Below are 17,175 nucleotides of genomic sequence, written 5' to 3' on the forward strand. Positions count from 1 at the left end.
CTTGTTCAGCCTGAATCTCCATGATAAACTGGCTTCAAAACAAAACACGGGGGAAGCGAGCATGAAAAAACAAAAATCCACTGACAAACACCAGTTAAAAGACGACCTTCAATCCGATATAAAAGAAAAGCTGATGCAGATGAAAAGCCAATTGAAGGAAGAGGATCAGGAGAGACAGAAAAGAGAAAAAGCAGAACAGATCAGAAAGAAAAAGGAGATCGAAAAAAAACAAAAGCTTTGAACAGCTCCTCGATGAAAGCCAGCTCGATTGGCATCAATACAAATAAACCAGCACCCGGTCAGGTGCTGGTTTTCTTTATGAACGGTGCGCTTCGTAAACGTCTTGTTTCGTATGAGATTGGAGCGCTTTGATTTCCTCTTCACTTAAACGCCGTGCGTTTGCAGCATGAACGTTTTCCCGTAACTGCTCAATCTTACTGGCGCCTGTAATCACTGAGGCGACAGCAGGCTGTGCTAACAGATACTGCAGCGACTTTTCTGTCATGGACAGATCTGGCGCGACATTCTCCATCGCTTTGCGGGCATTTGTCAGTGTCTCAAACGAATAGGATAAGTACCCGTTTTGTTTGATACTGTCAGCCGTTTGTTCAAGCGGTTTCTCAGTCAGCAGCCCTTTAGCGACCGGGCCCCTGGCAACGACACTGATCTGATGTTCCTCTAAAAACGGGAGCCATTCCTCCGGCCGTCTGTCAAACAGGCTGAATTGCATCATAATGCTGACGATGTTTGACTTTTTCACATATTCTTTAATGACGTTCGGGCGAATAGAAGAAATTCCATAATAACGAATGACACCTTCTTGTTTTAATTCTTCAAATGCTTCAATCGTTTCATCAATGTTATCTTCTATTGTGCCGCCGTGAAGCTGATACAGGTCGATATAATCCGTTTTCAGACGTGTCAAGCTCTTTTTCACAGCTTCTTTTATGTAAGCTTTTGAAGGGTCCCAATACCAGCCTTCACTTTCGTCACTCCAGCGGTTTCCGGCTTTTGTGGCCAAAATAATATCCTGGCGTCTGTTTTGAATCGCTTCGCCGACGATTTCTTCATTGCGGCCGCGGTCATACAAATCAGCTGTGTCCAGATAGTTGATGCCAAGCTCAATGGCTTCATCAAGGATCGACAGCGCTTTATTTTTTTCGGTTCCAAGGGACATACAGCCAAATCCGACTTCGCTTATTTCTAAATCAGATGAACCTAGTTTGCGCTTTCTCATGTGCACACTCCTTTTTTTAGGCTTTGTAATGACCGTAATATAAAGGAGCGGAGTTTTCAACTTTTACGGCTCGGAAATCCAATCTTTCACATACCGGAATGTGCGCCCGTATTCCTTGAGCTTCGCCCGCACCTCCCACGCTTTTCCCACTAAAACGACGCCCTTTTGCATACGGTACACTTTCATAAAGAAGCCCCCTTTTCTCTAGTATGATAAAATGTATGGGGCATGATATAGAGACAGAACGGGAGATGAAGAAATGAAACACTTAGAAGAAAAAACAATTGCTAAAGAACAGATTTTTTCGGGTAAAGTTATTGATCTTTATGTAGAGGACGTCGAGCTCCCAAACGGAAAAACGAGTAAACGCGAAATTGTAAAACACCCGGGTGCGGTAGCGGTGCTGGCTGTCACAGACGAAGGGAAAATCATAATGGTGAAACAATTCCGGAAGCCGCTGGAGCGGACGATCGTTGAAATACCGGCCGGAAAGCTGGAAAAAGGAGAAGAGCCGGAGTATACGGCGCTTCGGGAGCTGGAAGAAGAAACAGGATACACAGCGAAAAAGCTGACTAAAATCACAGCATTCTATACATCGCCCGGTTTTGCCGATGAAATTGTCCACGTTTTTCTTGCGGAAGAGCTGTCTGTGCTTGAAGAAAAACGGGAGCTTGATGAGGACGAGTTTGTTGAAGTGATGGAGGTGACGCTTGAAGACGCACTGAAGCTGGTTGAGTCGCGTGAGGTATATGACGCAAAAACAGCCTATGCGATTCAATATCTTCAGCTGAAAGAAGCGCTGCAAGCATAAAAATGAAAAAGATTTACGCGGATTTACACATTCATATCGGCCGGACCTATACAGGAAGGGCTGTCAAAATAACAGGTGCAAAAACCCTGACGCTGGACCGGATTTTGGTTGAGGCCAGTGAATATAAAGGGATTGAACTTCTCGGGATTATTGACTGCCATTCCCCGGAAGTCATAATAGAGCTTGAGGAAGGCATTGCTTCAGGCAGGTATCACGAGCTTGAGGGCGGCGGAATCCGTTATCGCAGCACAACTCTTTTATTGGGAAGCGAGCTGGAGATTTACGATGAAGCCTGCAGCGGGCCGATTCATGTGCTCGCTTTTATGCCGACACTCGCTGATATGAAACAATTTTCAGCCTGGCTTTCAGCGCGGATGAAAAATATTCACTTAAGCTCGCAGCGGATATACGAAACAGGCTTGAACCTTCAAAAAAAAGTAAAGGAAATGGGCGGATTGTTTATCCCCGCCCATATTTTCACGCCCCACAAAAGCTTGTACGGAAAAGGGGTTAAGTCAAGTTTAACTGAGGTTTTTGATCCTTCTATGATAGATGCGGTCGAGCTTGGTTTAAGCTGTGACACACCTATGGCTTCACGGGTATCCGAATTGAATAAATATTCATTTTTAACAAATTCTGATGCGCATTCCTTAGGGAAGATCGGCAGAGAATATAATGAATTATATGTGCAGTCAGCTGATTTTTCTGAGTTTGCTCTTGCATTAAAGGGGCAGGACAACAGGAAAATTACTGCAAATTACGGATTAGATCCGCTGTTGGGGAAGTATTATCAAACGGCTTGTGAAGTATGCGGGGAGCGTACAGTGAGCGGGGCAACGGCGTGCGCGGAATGCGGAAGTGCCAGATTGACAAAGGGTGTCAGCGAAAGACTGCGCGAACTGAGTGATCAGTCTGGAAAAGGCATAACGCGTCCTAGATATGTCCATCAGATACCGCTGCAATTTGTTCCGGGTGTCGGACCGAAAACCCTTGACAAGCTGAAGACTGCCTTTGGCACAGAAATGGCTGTTCTCCATGAGACTTCAGAGGAGGATCTGGCGCGGGTTGTTCCGCCGAAAACCGCCGCTCTTATTGTGAAAGCGAGGTCAGGAAAGCTTGAACTGAAAGCCGGAGGAGGAGGAACCTACGGGAAAGTTAAGTCGTGAGTGAAAATTAACTCAGTTCCTCCTGGACTTTTCTCTTTGTCCGGATAAAGGTGATCAGCTGTATAATTTCGTCTTCAGACAGCGGCTTGCCGTCAACAGCAATATCAATGTCAAGGCTGCTCCACGTGGTCAATTCAATGGTCTGAGGAGCAGTCTGCTTTTGCTTTGGGCGGCCTAAGAGGTCATCGCAGGTTGTGTCAAAAAGGTCTGCCAGCATTGCCAGCGCCTCAAGTGAAGGGCGGCGGTAGCCGGACTCGTATCCCGCGTATGTGCTTTTTGCGATGCCCAGGAGGTCAGCCGTATATTGAAGCGACCAATTTTTCTTTTTTCTCAATTCAGTTAAACGATCTAAATTCATGGACTTCCGCTCCTTTTTCAACTTGAGCTGATTATATCATATAGGTATTCGGAAGTGTACGCGAATTGAATAATAATGTCTTGCGTATTTTATTTTCCGTGTCTATAATTGCATTAAAAGTATGCGAAAAGCGAATGCCTTCTCGCAAACCCATCTTTAGATATAGTGAAGAGGTGTATGGTATGAAAAAATTATTGATGTTGACAACTGGGGGAACGATCGCTTCAGTTGAAGGGGAAAACGGGCTTGCCCCGGGGGTGAAGGCTGACGAGTTGTTAAGTTACGTATCAAAACTTGATAACGATTACACGATGGAAACCCAATCGCTTATGAATATAGACAGCACCAATATGCAGCCTGAATACTGGGTAGAGATAGCGGAAGCCGTTAAGGAAAATTATGATGCCTATGACGGGTTTGTTATTACCCATGGTACAGATACAATGGCCTATACATCTGCCGCATTATCTTATATGCTGCAGCATGCTAAAAAGCCGATTGTGATTACAGGCTCGCAAATTCCGATTACCTTTCAAAAGACAGATGCCAAAAAAAATATTACAGATGCCATTCGCTTTGCCTGTGAAGGCGTAGGTGGGGTTTATGTTGTGTTTGACGGCAGAGTCATTCAAGGAACACGTGCGATCAAGTTAAGAACGAAAAGCTATGACGCGTTTGAAAGCATCAATTATCCATATATCGCTTTTATTACAGAAGACGGGATTGAATACAACAAACAAGTAACGGAACCTGAGAACGACTCCTTCACGGTTGACACGTCACTATGCACAGATGTTTGTCTGCTTAAGCTGCATCCGGGCTTAAAGCCGGAAATGCTGGACGCTCTGAAAAGCATGTACAAAGGAATTGTCATCGAAAGTTATGGCAGCGGAGGCGTTCCGTTTGAAGGCAGAGACATTTTGTCCAAAGTAAATGAGCTGATTGAAAGCGGCATCGTTGTCGTCATTACGACTCAATGCTTGGAAGAAGGCGAAGATATGAGTATTTACGAAGTCGGCCGCAGAGTCAATCAGGACTTGATTATCCGCTCTAGAAATATGAACACTGAAGCAATCGTTCCTAAATTAATGTGGGCACTCGGCCAATCCTCAGATCTGCCGGTCGTAAAAAGAATTATGGAAACACCGATTGCCGATGACGTTGTCCTGTAAAAAAGCTAAAACTATAACCATTATAGAGAAAGTAGGTTAAAGATTATGTTAAACGGCCAAAAAGAATACCGCGTGGAAAAAGATTTCCTTGGAGAAAAACAAATTGAAGCAGATGTCTATTACGGCATCCAAACGCTGCGTGCTTCAGAAAACTTTCCGATTACGGGATATAAAATCCATGAAGAAATGATTAACGCGCTGGCGATTGTAAAAAAAGCTGCCGCTCTTGCAAACATGGATGTAAAACGGTTGTATGAAGGAATTGGCCAAGCTATCGTACAAGCCGCAGACGAGATTCTGGAAGGCAAGTGGCACGACCAGTTTATCGTCGATCCGATTCAAGGTGGCGCTGGTACATCCATGAACATGAATGCGAACGAGGTCATCGGAAACCGCGCGCTCGAAATCATGGGTCATAAAAAGGGAGAATACGTCCACTTAAGCCCTAACACACACGTTAATATGTCACAGTCAACAAACGATGTATTTCCGACAGCCATTCATATTTCCACACTGAATCTGCTGGAAAAACTGCTTAAGACGATGGAAGACATGCATGGTGTGTTTAAACAAAAAGCACAGGAATTTGATTCTGTCATTAAAATGGGACGGACTCACCTTCAAGACGCTGTTCCGATTCGTCTCGGCCAGGAATTTGATGCATACAGCCGTGTTCTTGAGCGTGATATTAAACGCATTAAACAATCACGGCAGCACCTGTATGAAGTCAACATGGGCGCTACTGCAGTCGGCACTGGCCTGAACGCCGATCCGGGATATATCAAACAAGTCGTTAAACACCTTGCTGATATTAGCGGACTGCCTCTTGTCGGCGCTGACCATCTTGTCGATGCAACGCAAAATACAGACGCTTACACAGAAGTTTCTGCATCATTAAAAGTCTGCATGATGAACATGTCGAAGATCGCAAACGATCTTCGTTTAATGGCATCGGGACCGCGCGCCGGACTTGCGGAGATTTCTCTGCCTGCCCGCCAGCCGGGATCTTCCATCATGCCGGGTAAAGTCAATCCGGTTATGGCGGAGCTCATTAACCAAATTGCGTTCCAGGTGATTGGAAACGATAATACCATCTGCCTAGCTTCAGAAGCAGGTCAGCTTGAGTTAAACGTTATGGAGCCAGTGCTCGTCTTTAATCTGCTGCAATCAATCAGCATTATGAACAATGGTTTCCGTTCCTTCACTGACTATTGCTTAAAAGGCATCGAAGCTAATGAAAAACGCTTGAAACAATACGTAGAAAAAAGCGCTGGCGTTATTACCGCTGTGAATCCGCATCTTGGTTATGAAGCGGCTGCCCGAATCGCCAGGGAAGCGATTATGACAGGCCAATCCGTCCGTGATCTTTGCCTTCAGCATGATGTGCTGACAGAAGAAGAATTGGATATCATTTTAAATCCATACGAGATGACAAAGCCAGGGATTGCTGGAAAAGAGCTATTAGAAAAATAAAATTTAAACAAAATGCAGCTTATTCACCCCTGGTTAGCCGGTGAATAAGCTGTTTACAAGCATAGGGATGAGGAAGTATAGTATACGTGTTGCACTATTTATTGAAAGCGTTTTAGCTTTTTCATTAAGGGGGACTTCTTTTGAAGGATGTAAGATTGCCAACACTATTTGAAATTATTATCGTACTAGGAGCATTTTTAGCACTTGTTCTGTCGTTTACAGTCTTTTTAGACTTGCCAATACAGCTAGCGCTTTTTGTTTCTTGGTTTATTGCAATGATTCTCGGAATCAGACTGGGTTATTCATATAAAGATCTGCAAAACGCGATTGTTCATGGGATATCTAATGGTCTTGAAGCTGTTCTGATTCTCGTTTCAGTCGGAGCGCTCATTGGAACATGGATTGCCGGAGGCGTCGTGCCGACCTTGATTTATTATGGATTAGAATTTATTCATCCTAGTATCTTTTTACTCGCAACGTTAATTATTTGTTCTATTATGTCTGTAGCGACAGGAACGTCATGGGGAACAGTAGGAACAGCCGGCATTGCCATGATCGCAATTGGTGAAGGCCTCGGAATCCCGCTTCCTCTTGTAGCTGGAGCCATTCTTTCCGGAGCTTACTTCGGGGACAAGCTGTCTCCTCTGTCTGACAGTACAGTCCTGGCTTCTTCATTATCAAAAGTGGATGTATTGGCTCACGTCAGAGCGATGCTTTATTTATCAATACCAGCATATGTGATTACGGCTATTCTCTTTACAGCTGTTGGATTTATGTACGGCGGGAAAAATATTGATCTCGACAAAGTTGAATTTTTGAAATCTTCATTGCAGAATACATTTGACATTCATATTTGGATGCTGATTCCGGCTGTTGTCGTAATCGTCTTATTAGCGATGAAAAAGCCGTCTATGCCGGTTATCGTAATTGGTGCATTGCTTGGGGCTGCTTGGGCTGCTATTTTCCAAGGCATGAATATCGCCGATGCGATTGCAACTGCGTACAACGGATTCTCTATTAAAACAGATGTTGAGTTTTTAAACGGCCTCTTAAACCGCGGAGGCATCGTCGGTATGCTTGACTCTCTCGTCGTGATTATCTTTGGTCTCGGCTTTGGCGGATTGCTTGAAAAACTCGGTGTATTAAAAGTGATTGTCTCTACTTTTGAAAAGAAATTAACATCAGCAGGCAATGTGACATTATCTACGCTGATTGTAGCATTTTTGGCGAACATCTTCGGGTGTGCTATGTATGTATCTCTTATTTTGACACCGAAGATTATGGAAGACAGCTATGACCGTTTGCATCTGGACAGAAGAGTTCTATCCCGTAATTCAGAGGTCGGGGGAACTTTGACTTCAGGTATGGTCCCTTGGTCTGATAACGGCATTTACATGGCCGGGATTTTAGGAGTTTCTACCTTCTCTTATCTGCCATTTATGTGGCTCAGTTTTGTCGCAATAGGTCTTGCCATTATCTATGGTTATACAGGAAAATGTATATGGTATACGAAAAACGATACAGCTCAAGCTGAAAAACTAGGCTAAGGGGAGGATCACTGAATGATAGCGAAACACATGATTCGGACACTGATGATAGAAACGCCTTCGGTTCCCGGAAATCTCGGAAGAGTGGCTACAGCAATCGGCCTTCTGGGCGGAGACATTGGTGATGTGGAGACGGTAAAAGTCGGACCCAATTACACGATGCGCAATATTACTGTACAAGTGGAAAATGAAGAACAGCTTCAGGAAGTGATCATGGCTGTTCAGGCTCTTGGCGAAGGGATCAGGCTTCACACGGTATCTGATGAAGTCCTGTCTGCTCATGAAGGCGGAAAAATCCAAATGAAAAGCAAAATGCCAATCCGTTCGCTGGCAGAGCTCGGGCGTGTCTATACCCCAGGTGTAGCAGACGTCTGCAGACTGATCGAGAAAGAACCTCAGAAGGCTGATATCTACACAACAATCAGCAACTCGGTCGCAATTGTAACCGATGGAACAGCGATTCTCGGCCTTGGTAACATCGGCTCTGTGGCGGGAATGCCTGTTATGGAAGGAAAGGCAGCGCTGTTTGATCAGCTGGCAGGGATCAGCGGTATCCCGATTTTGCTGGATACAAGTGATCCTGAAGAAATCATCAATACGGTAAAACATATTTCACCAGGATTTAACGGCATCCTGCTTGAGGATATCGGGTCACCGCATTGCTTCGAAATTGAAGATCGCCTAAAAGAGGAACTAAGTATCCCTGTCATGCACGATGATCAGCATGGAACAGCTGTCGTCACGCTGGCAGCTGCCATTTCGGCATGTAAAAGCGCGGGCGTTGACTTGAAAGAAGCAAAAGTGGGGCAGATCGGCCTCGGCGCAGCGGGCGTAGCCATCTGCCGGATGTTTATGGCTTACGGCGTCAAAGCTGTATGCGGTACAGACAAATCAGAGGCGGCGATGAGTCGTCTTGAGCAATACGGCGGACAGACAGCTGACAGCATCGAAGAGTTAATGGGAACATGTGATATTGTCATTGCCACAACAGGAGTTCCTGGTTTAATTAAACCTGAATTCGTACGATCTGGTCAGGTCATATTGGCATTATCCAATCCGAAGCCGGAAATTGAGCCTGAGGCTGCTTTGCAGGCCGGCGCAGCGTATGCAGCTGACGGGCGGTCTGTGAATAATGTGCTTGGCTTCCCGGGTATATTCAGAGGAGCACTGAATGCCAAAAGCAAGGAGATCAATCACGATATGCTTGTGGCAGCAGCAGAGGCCATTGCAGCCTGCACAAAGCCAGGCGATGTGGTTCCGCAGCCGCTGGATTCAAAGGTCCATCACGAAGTGACAGCCGCCGTTGAACGCGCAGCTCTTACAGCGGTCAAACATTAAAATGAAACCAGCACCTGGCACGACAGGTGCTGGTTTTTTTCTGACAGATTCAAAACATTTTAATAACATGTTCCATTTGCTATAATGAACCAAAATGAAACAGGGAGTGATCAGCTTAGAAACAGCGGACGGGACGCCTCAGTATCAAGAGGCAGTTCTCCATCCTTCAGCACCCATGAAAGAATGACAAAAAGCAAAAAAGACATATTGAATAAAAGAAAGCATAAACACAAAAATCCTTATGATCATAATGCATTTGATGATAGGGATTTTTTTATGCCCGAAACCGCCGCCTAGCAATCTCTATCGTTTCTTTTTGAAAAAGAGCATGTTTTTTCGTTTCTTTCATACAATCTATTAAATCAAATCAATAGAGCGGGCGGGAGGAAACGATATGCGGAAAATTTCTTATAAGGACATGTTTCTCGGGCATGTAAAGGATCATCTCTCACTTTATATATTTGTGTCTGTCCTGTTTTTCATGGGTGTGATTTTTGGCGCTATTATTGTGAACAGCATGACGATCAGCCAGAAAGAAGATTTATATTATTATTTAAGCCAATTTTTCGGACAGCTATCAGACGGAAAGCAGGCCAGCTCATCCGATATGTTTTGGCAAAGCATTTTTCATAATGTAAAGTATTTAGGGCTGATGTGGATTTTAGGCATTTCTGTGATTGGTATGCCGATCATTTTCATTATGATTTTTCTAAAAGGAATTGTTGTCGGATTTACTGTGGGATTTCTCGTCAACCAGATGGGAATCAGCGGTTTTTTCTTATCCTTTGTCTCGGTTTTGCCGCAAAATGTGCTGCTTATTCCGGCTTACCTCATTATGGGCACGTGTGCAATTGCATTTTCTTTAAAGCTGATCAGGCAGCTGTTCGTCAAACGAAGTCTGCATGATGCGCCGATCCAGTGGTTCGGGCGATATGCTGTTGTTCTCCTGATCATTTTATTTTTAGCGCTGATCTCGTCTCTCTTTGAAGCATACATGTCGCCTGTTTTGATGGAAAAGCTGACATCGCGACTTTTTTAAAAATATTATTAAAAGAAAATCATTTTATTTATCAGTTTATAATAATTATAGTTGGAACTCCGCGCTTATTTTGTTATAATGAGTCATGGAATGCGGCGTAGGAGGGAAAGACATGGAAAACCGTATTGATCGAATTAAGAAACAGCTGCACTCATCCAGCTACAAACTTACGCCTCAGCGTGAAGCGACAGTAAGAGTGCTGCTTGAAAACGAAGAAGACCATTTAAGCGCAGAAGATGTATACCTCCTCGTAAAAGAGAAATCTCCTGAGATCGGTCTCGCAACAGTATACCGTACGCTTGAATTACTAACTGAATTAAAAGTCGTTGATAAAATTAACTTTGGAGACGGCGTGTCCCGTTACGATCTTCGTAAGGAGGGGGCAGCTCACTTTCATCACCACTTGGTGTGCATGGAGTGCGGAGCCGTTGATGAAATTGAAGAAGATTTGCTTGAAGACGTAGAAGAAGTCATTGAACGTGATTGGAAATTTAAGATCAAAGATCATAGATTGACGTTTCACGGCATTTGCCACCGCTGTAACGGAAATGAAACTGAATAGACGATGCCGGGCTCGAACCTTTTCTCTTGGGGAAAGGGTTTTTTGCTGTTTCGACGTATAATTCCTTTCTGATTTGGCATATGGTTTAAATAACTGGAACCATAGAGAAAGGATCGATTGGGACATGGGAAGATTCCTGAAAACGGCTGTTGATACATTGAAGGTTTTTATTCTGTTCACAGGTTTTACCGCTCTCTTCTATTATGCTATGATATGGGTAAATCAAGAGTATGAAAACTATCATCGGTACGATAAACCGGAAGGCTCTGCCGTAAAAGTTGTTGAAATGGATGCGGAAGAAAAAGGCGGATGGTTTGACCGGTTAATCTTTTTTTACCAAAATGGGGAGTAGATCTAGAGTGAAAGATCAAATAAAGGATTTCATCCACTATGTCATGGTAGAGAGAGGGCTTTCTCAAAATACGGTGGTCTCCTATGAGCGTGACTTGAAAAGCTATTCTCTTTACTTAACAGAAACCCTTCATATCAACAATTGGAACGATGTGACCCGTATACATATTATCCAATATTTGAAGCACTTGAAGGACTCGGGGAAATCCGGAAAGACATCAGCGCGGCATTTGGCATCGATTCGCTCTTTTCATCAATTTCTGCTTAGGGAAAAGGTGACGGACAAAGACCCTTCCGTACATATCGAAACACAAAAAACAGAACGGACGCTTCCGAAGGTGCTGGCGCTGAACGAGGTTGAGCGGCTGTTGGACACGCCTAAGCTTACGAGTCCTTTTGGCTATCGGGATAAAGCGATGCTGGAGCTGCTCTATGCCACAGGTATCCGAGTCAGTGAAATGATTGAATTGAAAACGACAGATGTCCATTTGTCAATGGGATTTGTCCGCTGCTTCGGAAAAGGAAGGAAAGAGCGGATTGTGCCGATCGGTGAAACCGCTGCTTCTGCTATTGAAGAATATATGATGAAAGCCAGGGGGAAACTGCTGAAGAACAAAGTGTCTGACGCACTCTTTTTAAATCATCACGGCAAGCAGATCAGCCGCCAGGGGTTTTGGAAAAACCTGAAGAAAATCGCGCTCGAAGCCGGAATCAAAAAAGAGCTGACCCCGCATACACTCAGGCATTCCTTTGCAACGCATCTGCTTGAAAACGGGGCTGATTTAAGAGCGGTGCAGGAAATGCTCGGCCATGCGGATATATCTACGACGCAAATCTATACGCATGTGACGAAAACAAGGCTGAAGGATGTGTACAAGCAGTACCATCCGCGTGCCTAGCCGCAGCAGGCTGCGGCTTTTTTCTTTAGGCCAGACAGAAAATAATGAAGTTTCTCATTATTTTCAAATGCATTGTCAACAGGAATGAAAACGGTTTATACTTGAGTTGTCAGACCTCTAGGCGATACAATAGACGTATAGAAAAAAAGGAGGCTTTTATGATGCCTGCATACAAATATAATCGCGTGTTTTTAATCGTAATGGACTCAGTCGGAATTGGCGAAGCGCCTGATGCCGCCGACTTTAATGACGTAGGCGCCAATACGCTCGGGCATATTGCCGAGCACATGAACGGATTACATATGCCGAATATGGCAAAACTCGGCCTTGGCCTTATTGGTGATATCAAGGGCGTTGAAAAAACAGAACAGCCGCTCGCGTACTTTGGAAAAATGCAAGAAGCGTCAAACGGCAAAGATACAATGACAGGCCATTGGGAGATCATGGGCTTATACATTGATAAACCGTTTAAAGTGTTCCCTGAAGGCTTTCCTGATGAACTGCTTCAGGAGCTTGAGAAAAGATCGGGCCGCAAAATTATTGGAAACAAGCCGGCTTCTGGCACAGCTATTTTGGATGAACTCGGCAAAGAGCATATGGAGACAGGCGCTTTAATTGTGTACACTTCAGCTGACTCTGTTCTGCAAATTGCCGCTCACGAAGAAGTTGTTCCGCTTGAAGAACTGTACCGCATTTGTGAAACGGCGAGAGAGCTGACGCTTGATCCGAAATATATGGTAGGCCGTATTATCGCACGGCCGTTCGTCGGCGAGCCGGGACATTTCAAACGGACGCCAAACCGCCACGACTATGCGCTTAAGCCGTTTGACCGCACTGTGATGAATGAATTGAAAGACAGTGGCTTAGATGTCATTTCAATCGGAAAAATTTCTGATATTTATGATGGAGAAGGAATTACGTCTTCCCGCAGAACGGTATCCAATATGGATGGAATGGACAAGGTGGTTGACACGCTCGGAGAAGACTTTACGGGTCTGAGCTTTGCAAACCTTGTTGATTTTGACGCCTTATACGGCCATCGCCGTGATCCGGAGGGCTACGGACGCGCGCTTGAAGAATTTGATGCTCGTCTTCCGGAAGTATTCGAACAAATGAAAGAAGATGATCTGTTAATCATTACAGCCGATCACGGCAATGATCCGATTCATCATGGAACAGACCATACACGTGAGTATGTGCCGATTCTTGCATACAGCAAAAAACATGAGAAAGCGCAAATGCTGCCGCTCGCAGATACATTTGCCGATATCGGCGCAACCATCGCCGATAACTTCCAAACAAAAAAACCGAAATACGGTAAAAGCTTTTTATCTTTATTACAATAGGGGGACTGTTTCTTGAAAGACAGAATCGAACGCGCAGCCGCTTTTATTCAACAAAACTTGCCTGAATCACCAAAGATCGGCCTTATTTTAGGCTCAGGTCTTGGTATTTTGGCTGATGAAATCGAAAATCCTGTTAAGCTGAAATATGAGGATATCCCGGAATTCCCGGTATCAACGGTTGAGGGACACGCCGGACAGCTTGTGCTTGGCACACTTGAGGGAGTTACCGTCATCGCCATGCAGGGCCGCTTTCATTTCTATGAAGGCTATTCAATGGAAAAAGTCACTTTTCCTGTTCGCGTCATGAAAGCGCTCGGAGTCGAGGCTTTGATCGTGACAAATGCGGCAGGGGGCGTAAACACTGAATTCCGTGCGGGAGACTTAATGATCATTACAGATCACATTAACTTTATGGGGACAAACCCATTAATCGGGCCAAACGAAGCAGATTTCGGCGCCAGATTTCCTGATATGTCTTCAGCCTATGATAAAGATCTATCCAGCCTGGCTGAAAAAATGGCGAAAGACCTTAACATTCCAATTCAAAAAGGTGTGTATACCGCTGTGACAGGTCCTTCCTACGAAACACCGGCGGAAGTGCGCTTTTTAAGAACAATGGGTTCTGATGCAGTCGGCATGTCTACCGTACCGGAAGTGATTGTGGCAAACCATGCGGGTCTCCGCGTACTCGGCATTTCCTGCATTTCGAACGCAGCAGCCGGAATTTTGGATCAGCCTTTATCTCACGATGAGGTCATGGAAGTGACAGAAAAGGTGAAAGCCGGATTCTTGCAGCTTGTGAAAGCGGTAGTTGCTAAGTACGAATAAAAATGGAATTCAGAAAAAATAAGAAGACAGCTGTTTCTAATCGAAACAGCTGTCTTTTTTTATGTCGAAAAAGTCCTGAAACATTTTCCAACAGTGGTGTATAAAACCATTCAGCTTGGAAAAAATAAAAAGGATTATGAAATGGAGGGCTTTTGAGATGAAACGTCTTTTATCCACTTTGTTGATTGGTATGATGCTGCTTACATTTGCACCGTCCGCATTTGCAAAACAAGACGGAAAACATACATCGGAGCTTGCTCATGAAGCCAAGTCTGCGGTGCTGATTGAACGTGATACTGGAAAAGTGCTTTACAACAAGAACAGCAGTGAGAGACTGGCGCCTGCAAGCATGACAAAAATTATGACGATGCTTTTAATCATGGAAGCCTTAGACGAAGGAAAAATCAAGAAGAGTGATAAGGTCCGTACGAGCGAACATGCTGCTTCAATGGGCGGATCACAGATTTTCCTTGAGCCCGGGGAGGAAATGACAGTTACAGAAATGCTGAAGGGCATTGCGATTGCATCAGGAAATGACGCATCCGTAGCGATGGCTGAATTTATTTCAGGCTCCGAGGATGAATTTGTGAAAAAAATGAACAAAAAAGCGAAAGAGCTGGGATTAAAAGATACATCCTTTAAAAACCCGACTGGCTTGACTGAGGAAGGGCATTACAGCTCGGCTTATGACATGGCAATTATGGCTAAGGAATTATTGAAATATGAATCAATCACCAAGTTTACAGGTACGTATGAGGATTATTTACGTGAAAACACAGATAAAAAGTTTTGGTTAGTGAATACAAATAGGCTTATCAAATTTTATCCCGGTGTAGACGGCGTCAAAACAGGCTATACAGGAGAAGCGAAATACTGCCTGACCGCTTCGGCTAAAAAAGGGAACATGCGGGCGATTGCCGTTGTGTTCGGGGCAAGCACACCTAAGGAAAGAAATGCGCAAGTCACAAAGATGCTTGATTATGCTTTCAGCCAATATGAGACACATCCTTTATACAAACGAAATGAAACGGTAGCAAAAGCAAAGGTCAAAAAAGGCAAACAAAAAGTGATAGAACTCACCACTTCTGAGCCGATTTCTGTATTGACGAAAAAAGGCGAGGATATGAAAAATGTGAAAAAAGAAATTAAAATGAACAACAATGTAAGCGCTCCGGTTCAAAAGGGCCAAGAGCTTGGCACGCTGGTGTTGAAGAAGGACGGAAAAGTGCTTGCTGAAAGTCCTGTCGTCGCTAAAGATGATATGGAAAAAGCCGGATACTTAACGTTTTTAAAGAGGGCAATGGGAGATTGGACAAAATTTAAGTAATTATGCCGAATGATCACTAGTTTTGTCACGGTGAAGGAATTCATTCCTGCGAAATCGAAACACTCATTATCCGATCATATCAAGGAGGAATGAGCATGAGCCTTGGAATTGACATGCATGTCAAAGAATCAGTGCTTTGTATTCGATTAACAGGCGAACTCGATCACCATACGGCTGAAACGCTGAAACAAAAAGTAACGGAATCATTGGAAAAGGATGATATTCGTCATATCGTGCTGAATCTGGAGGACCTTTCCTTTATGGACAGCTCGGGGCTTGGCGTTATTTTAGGCAGATACAAACAAATTAAGCAAATTGGCGGGGAAATGGTCGTTTGCGCCATCTCTCCGGCAGTGAAACGGCTGTTTGATATGTCTGGCCTGTTTAAAATTATTCGCTTTGAACAATCTGAGCAGCAGGCACTGCTCACACTGGGGGTGGCATCATGAAAAATGAAATGCACCTTGAATTTTCCGCCCTCAGCCAAAATGAATCGTTTGCGCGTGTGACAGTTGCTTCATTTATTGCACAGCTTGACCCGACCATGGATGAACTCACCGAGATCAAAACTGTGGTATCAGAAGCGGTGACGAATGCCATCATCCATGGTTATGAAGAAAATGGCGATGGAAAAGTATATATCTCGGTGACGCTGGAAGATCATGTCGTATATATGACCATCCGTGATGAAGGGCTCGGCATTACAGATCTGGAAGAAGCCCGGCAGCCTTTATTCACAACAAAGCCTGAACTGGAGCGTTCTGGAATGGGCTTTACCATTATGGAAAATTTCATGGATGATGTCAGTATCGATTCATCACCCGAAATGGGAACGACGATTCGCTTAACAAAGCACTTATCAAAAAGCAAAGCGCTTTGTAATTAAGGAGATTTGTTATGGATGTGGAGGTTAAGAAAAACGGTAAGAACGCTCAGCTGAAGGACCATGAAGTAAAGGAATTAATCAAACAGAGCCAAGATGGCGACCAGCAGGCAAGAGACCTCCTCATAGAAAAAAACATGCGTCTTGTTTGGTCTGTCGTACAGCGGTTTTTAAACAGAGGATATGAGCCTGATGACCTCTTTCAGATTGGCTGCATCGGGCTGTTAAAATCTGTTGATAAATTTGATTTAACCTATGATGTGCGCTTCTCGACATATGCAGTGCCGATGATTATCGGCGAAATCCAGCGTTTTATCCGTGATGACGGAACTGTCAAGGTGTCAAGATCATTAAAAGAGCTTGGCAACAAAATCCGCCGAGCGAAAGATGAACTTTCAAAAACACTGGGCAGGGTGCCGACCGTACAGGAAATCGCCGAACACTTGGAAATTGAAGCTGAGGATGTCGTGCTTGCCCAAGAGGCAGTAAGAGCCCCGTCTTCGATTCATGAGACAGTTTATGAAAATGACGGAGATCCGATTACCCTGCTTGACCAAATCGCCGATAACTCAGAAGAGAAATGGTTTGATAAAATTGCGCTGAAAGAAGCCATAAGCGATTTAGAAGAAAGAGAAAAATTAATCGTCTATCTTCGGTATTATAAAGATCAGACGCAGTCAGAAGTTGCTGAGCGGCTGGGGATATCCCAGGTGCAGGTATCCAGGCTTGAAAAGAAAATATTAAAGCAGATCAAGGTTCAAATGGATCATACGGAAAGCTAGTCTGTCACTGCAGGCTGGCTTTTTGTTTTGCGAAAGCGTGGTAATTTATGGTCTTT

The 17,175-nt window shown here is 44.3% G+C and carries 20 protein-coding genes and 1 pseudogene; 18 read left to right on the forward strand and 3 right to left on the reverse strand.

Annotation, left to right across the window (positions count from 1 at the left end; genetic code table 11):
* The first annotated feature begins 133 nt into the window (after positions 1–133).
* Positions 134–287, forward strand: a pseudogene (locus KXD37_RS03635) (YqkE family protein).
* Positions 288–316: 29 nt separating this feature from the next.
* On the opposite strand, the gene KXD37_RS03640 reads toward KXD37_RS03635, so the two are convergent.
* Positions 317–1,237, reverse strand: a complete 921-nt coding sequence (locus tag KXD37_RS03640; RefSeq protein WP_254517706.1) for an aldo/keto reductase — start codon at positions 1,235–1,237, stop codon at positions 317–319.
* A 63-nt stretch (positions 1,238–1,300) separates the two neighbouring features.
* Positions 1,301–1,423, reverse strand: coding sequence for a Z-ring formation inhibitor MciZ (gene mciZ / locus KXD37_RS03645; protein WP_010334819.1), 123 nt, complete (start codon positions 1,421–1,423; stop codon positions 1,301–1,303).
* A gap of 73 nt (positions 1,424–1,496) precedes the next feature.
* Here mciZ and nudF point away from each other — a divergent pair, with 73 nt between their 5' ends.
* Complete coding sequence (gene nudF, locus KXD37_RS03650) at positions 1,497–2,048, forward strand: ADP-ribose pyrophosphatase (RefSeq protein ID WP_044154761.1); 552 nt, start codon at positions 1,497–1,499, stop codon at positions 2,046–2,048.
* A gap of 2 nt (positions 2,049–2,050) precedes the next feature.
* Positions 2,051–3,214 carry a TIGR00375 family protein gene (locus tag KXD37_RS03655; protein ID WP_254517705.1) on the forward strand — a complete coding sequence of 388 codons (1,164 nt, stop codon included), beginning with the start codon at positions 2,051–2,053 and terminating at the stop codon, positions 3,212–3,214.
* 7 nt (positions 3,215–3,221) lie between these two features.
* On the opposite strand, the gene KXD37_RS03660 is transcribed toward KXD37_RS03655, so the two are convergent.
* A complete protein-coding gene (locus tag KXD37_RS03660) occupies positions 3,222–3,572 on the reverse strand; it encodes a helix-turn-helix domain-containing protein (protein WP_024121939.1) in 351 nt (116 codons plus the stop codon).
* A 182-nt stretch (positions 3,573–3,754) separates the two neighbouring features.
* Between KXD37_RS03660 and ansA the strand changes: the two genes are divergently transcribed.
* From ansA to sigF, 15 genes are all read left to right on the forward strand, one after another.
* On the forward strand, positions 3,755–4,744 hold the full coding sequence (gene ansA, locus KXD37_RS03665; protein WP_024121938.1) for an asparaginase: 990 nt from the start codon (positions 3,755–3,757) through the stop codon (positions 4,742–4,744).
* Positions 4,745–4,789: 45 nt separating this feature from the next.
* The gene (gene aspA / locus KXD37_RS03670) at positions 4,790–6,217 is read left to right on the forward strand and encodes an aspartate ammonia-lyase (RefSeq protein ID WP_254517703.1); all 1,428 of its coding nucleotides are present in this window, start codon (positions 4,790–4,792) and stop codon (positions 6,215–6,217) included.
* 140 nt (positions 6,218–6,357) lie between these two features.
* Entirely contained in the window at positions 6,358–7,764 is a 1,407-nt protein-coding gene (gene mleN, locus KXD37_RS03675; protein WP_024121936.1) for a malate-H+/Na+-lactate antiporter MleN, read from the forward strand.
* 15 nt (positions 7,765–7,779) lie between these two features.
* Positions 7,780–9,102 (forward strand): NAD-dependent malic enzyme, encoded by a 1,323-nt coding sequence (locus KXD37_RS03680; protein WP_263463239.1) that lies wholly within the window; start codon positions 7,780–7,782, stop codon positions 9,100–9,102.
* Between the two features lie 84 nt (positions 9,103–9,186).
* Positions 9,187–9,399: a hypothetical protein gene (locus KXD37_RS03685; RefSeq protein WP_106020052.1), complete on the forward strand. Its 213-nt coding sequence runs from the start codon at positions 9,187–9,189 to the stop codon at positions 9,397–9,399.
* A 97-nt stretch (positions 9,400–9,496) separates the two neighbouring features.
* Positions 9,497–10,141 (forward strand): stage II sporulation protein M, encoded by a 645-nt coding sequence (gene spoIIM / locus KXD37_RS03690; protein WP_024121933.1) that lies wholly within the window; start codon positions 9,497–9,499, stop codon positions 10,139–10,141.
* Positions 10,142–10,253: 112 nt separating this feature from the next.
* On the forward strand, positions 10,254–10,703 hold the full coding sequence (fur, locus tag KXD37_RS03695) for a ferric iron uptake transcriptional regulator (protein WP_198098380.1): 450 nt from the start codon (positions 10,254–10,256) through the stop codon (positions 10,701–10,703).
* Between the two features lie 124 nt (positions 10,704–10,827).
* Complete coding sequence (locus KXD37_RS03700) at positions 10,828–11,055, forward strand: YqzK family protein (protein ID WP_010334808.1); 228 nt, start codon at positions 10,828–10,830, stop codon at positions 11,053–11,055.
* Positions 11,056–11,062: 7 nt separating this feature from the next.
* Positions 11,063–11,953, forward strand: a complete 891-nt coding sequence (gene xerD / locus KXD37_RS03705; protein WP_095713215.1) for a site-specific tyrosine recombinase XerD — start codon at positions 11,063–11,065, stop codon at positions 11,951–11,953.
* A 161-nt stretch (positions 11,954–12,114) separates the two neighbouring features.
* Positions 12,115–13,299, forward strand: coding sequence for a phosphopentomutase (gene deoB / locus KXD37_RS03710; RefSeq protein WP_024121929.1), 1,185 nt, complete (start codon positions 12,115–12,117; stop codon positions 13,297–13,299).
* 12 nt (positions 13,300–13,311) lie between these two features.
* Positions 13,312–14,127 (forward strand): purine nucleoside phosphorylase I, inosine and guanosine-specific, encoded by an 816-nt coding sequence (locus tag KXD37_RS03715; protein WP_024121928.1) that lies wholly within the window; start codon positions 13,312–13,314, stop codon positions 14,125–14,127.
* 157 nt (positions 14,128–14,284) lie between these two features.
* Positions 14,285–15,454 carry a D-alanyl-D-alanine carboxypeptidase family protein gene (locus tag KXD37_RS03720; protein ID WP_255003360.1) on the forward strand — a complete coding sequence of 390 codons (1,170 nt, stop codon included), beginning with the start codon at positions 14,285–14,287 and terminating at the stop codon, positions 15,452–15,454.
* Between the two features lie 95 nt (positions 15,455–15,549).
* Positions 15,550–15,903, forward strand: coding sequence for an anti-sigma F factor antagonist (spoIIAA, locus tag KXD37_RS03725; protein ID WP_010334804.1), 354 nt, complete (start codon positions 15,550–15,552; stop codon positions 15,901–15,903).
* Positions 15,900–16,340: an anti-sigma F factor gene (gene spoIIAB / locus KXD37_RS03730; protein ID WP_010334803.1), complete on the forward strand. Its 441-nt coding sequence runs from the start codon at positions 15,900–15,902 to the stop codon at positions 16,338–16,340. The genes spoIIAA and spoIIAB overlap by 4 nt, the downstream gene beginning before the upstream one ends.
* An 11-nt stretch (positions 16,341–16,351) precedes the next feature.
* Complete coding sequence (gene sigF, locus KXD37_RS03735; RefSeq protein WP_024121925.1) at positions 16,352–17,119, forward strand: RNA polymerase sporulation sigma factor SigF; 768 nt, start codon at positions 16,352–16,354, stop codon at positions 17,117–17,119.
* Positions 17,120–17,175 lie beyond the last annotated feature (56 nt).

This window comes from Bacillus sp. XT-2 (assembly GCF_025696525.1).
GTDB classification, from domain to species: domain Bacteria; phylum Bacillota; class Bacilli; order Bacillales; family Bacillaceae; genus Bacillus; species Bacillus halotolerans.

What these genes read in the sequence shown, in the direction of transcription:
- nudF (WP_044154761.1), top strand. Translation starts at nt 1,497, where the DNA reads ATGAAACACTTAGAAGAAAAAACAATTGCTAAAGAACAGATTTTTTCG.
- KXD37_RS03660 (WP_024121939.1), bottom strand. Translation starts at nt 3,572, where the DNA reads ATGAATTTAGATCGTTTAACTGAATTGAGAAAAAAGAAAAATTGGTCG.
- KXD37_RS03685 (WP_106020052.1), top strand. Translation starts at nt 9,187, where the DNA reads ATGAACCAAAATGAAACAGGGAGTGATCAGCTTAGAAACAGCGGACGG.
- aspA (WP_254517703.1), top strand. Translation starts at nt 4,790, where the DNA reads ATGTTAAACGGCCAAAAAGAATACCGCGTGGAAAAAGATTTCCTTGGA.
- spoIIAB (WP_010334803.1), top strand. Translation starts at nt 15,900, where the DNA reads ATGAAAAATGAAATGCACCTTGAATTTTCCGCCCTCAGCCAAAATGAA.
- KXD37_RS03655 (WP_254517705.1), top strand. Translation starts at nt 2,051, where the DNA reads ATGAAAAAGATTTACGCGGATTTACACATTCATATCGGCCGGACCTAT.
- spoIIM (WP_024121933.1), top strand. Translation starts at nt 9,497, where the DNA reads ATGCGGAAAATTTCTTATAAGGACATGTTTCTCGGGCATGTAAAGGAT.
- deoB (WP_024121929.1), top strand. Translation starts at nt 12,115, where the DNA reads ATGCCTGCATACAAATATAATCGCGTGTTTTTAATCGTAATGGACTCA.
- fur (WP_198098380.1), top strand. Translation starts at nt 10,254, where the DNA reads ATGGAAAACCGTATTGATCGAATTAAGAAACAGCTGCACTCATCCAGC.
- KXD37_RS03680 (WP_263463239.1), top strand. Translation starts at nt 7,780, where the DNA reads ATGATAGCGAAACACATGATTCGGACACTGATGATAGAAACGCCTTCG.
- KXD37_RS03640 (WP_254517706.1), bottom strand. Translation starts at nt 1,237, where the DNA reads ATGAGAAAGCGCAAACTAGGTTCATCTGATTTAGAAATAAGCGAAGTC.
- KXD37_RS03700 (WP_010334808.1), top strand. Translation starts at nt 10,828, where the DNA reads ATGGGAAGATTCCTGAAAACGGCTGTTGATACATTGAAGGTTTTTATT.
- KXD37_RS03720 (WP_255003360.1), top strand. Translation starts at nt 14,285, where the DNA reads ATGAAACGTCTTTTATCCACTTTGTTGATTGGTATGATGCTGCTTACA.
- sigF (WP_024121925.1), top strand. Translation starts at nt 16,352, where the DNA reads ATGGATGTGGAGGTTAAGAAAAACGGTAAGAACGCTCAGCTGAAGGAC.
- ansA (WP_024121938.1), top strand. Translation starts at nt 3,755, where the DNA reads ATGAAAAAATTATTGATGTTGACAACTGGGGGAACGATCGCTTCAGTT.
- mciZ (WP_010334819.1), bottom strand. Translation starts at nt 1,423, where the DNA reads ATGAAAGTGTACCGTATGCAAAAGGGCGTCGTTTTAGTGGGAAAAGCG.
- spoIIAA (WP_010334804.1), top strand. Translation starts at nt 15,550, where the DNA reads ATGAGCCTTGGAATTGACATGCATGTCAAAGAATCAGTGCTTTGTATT.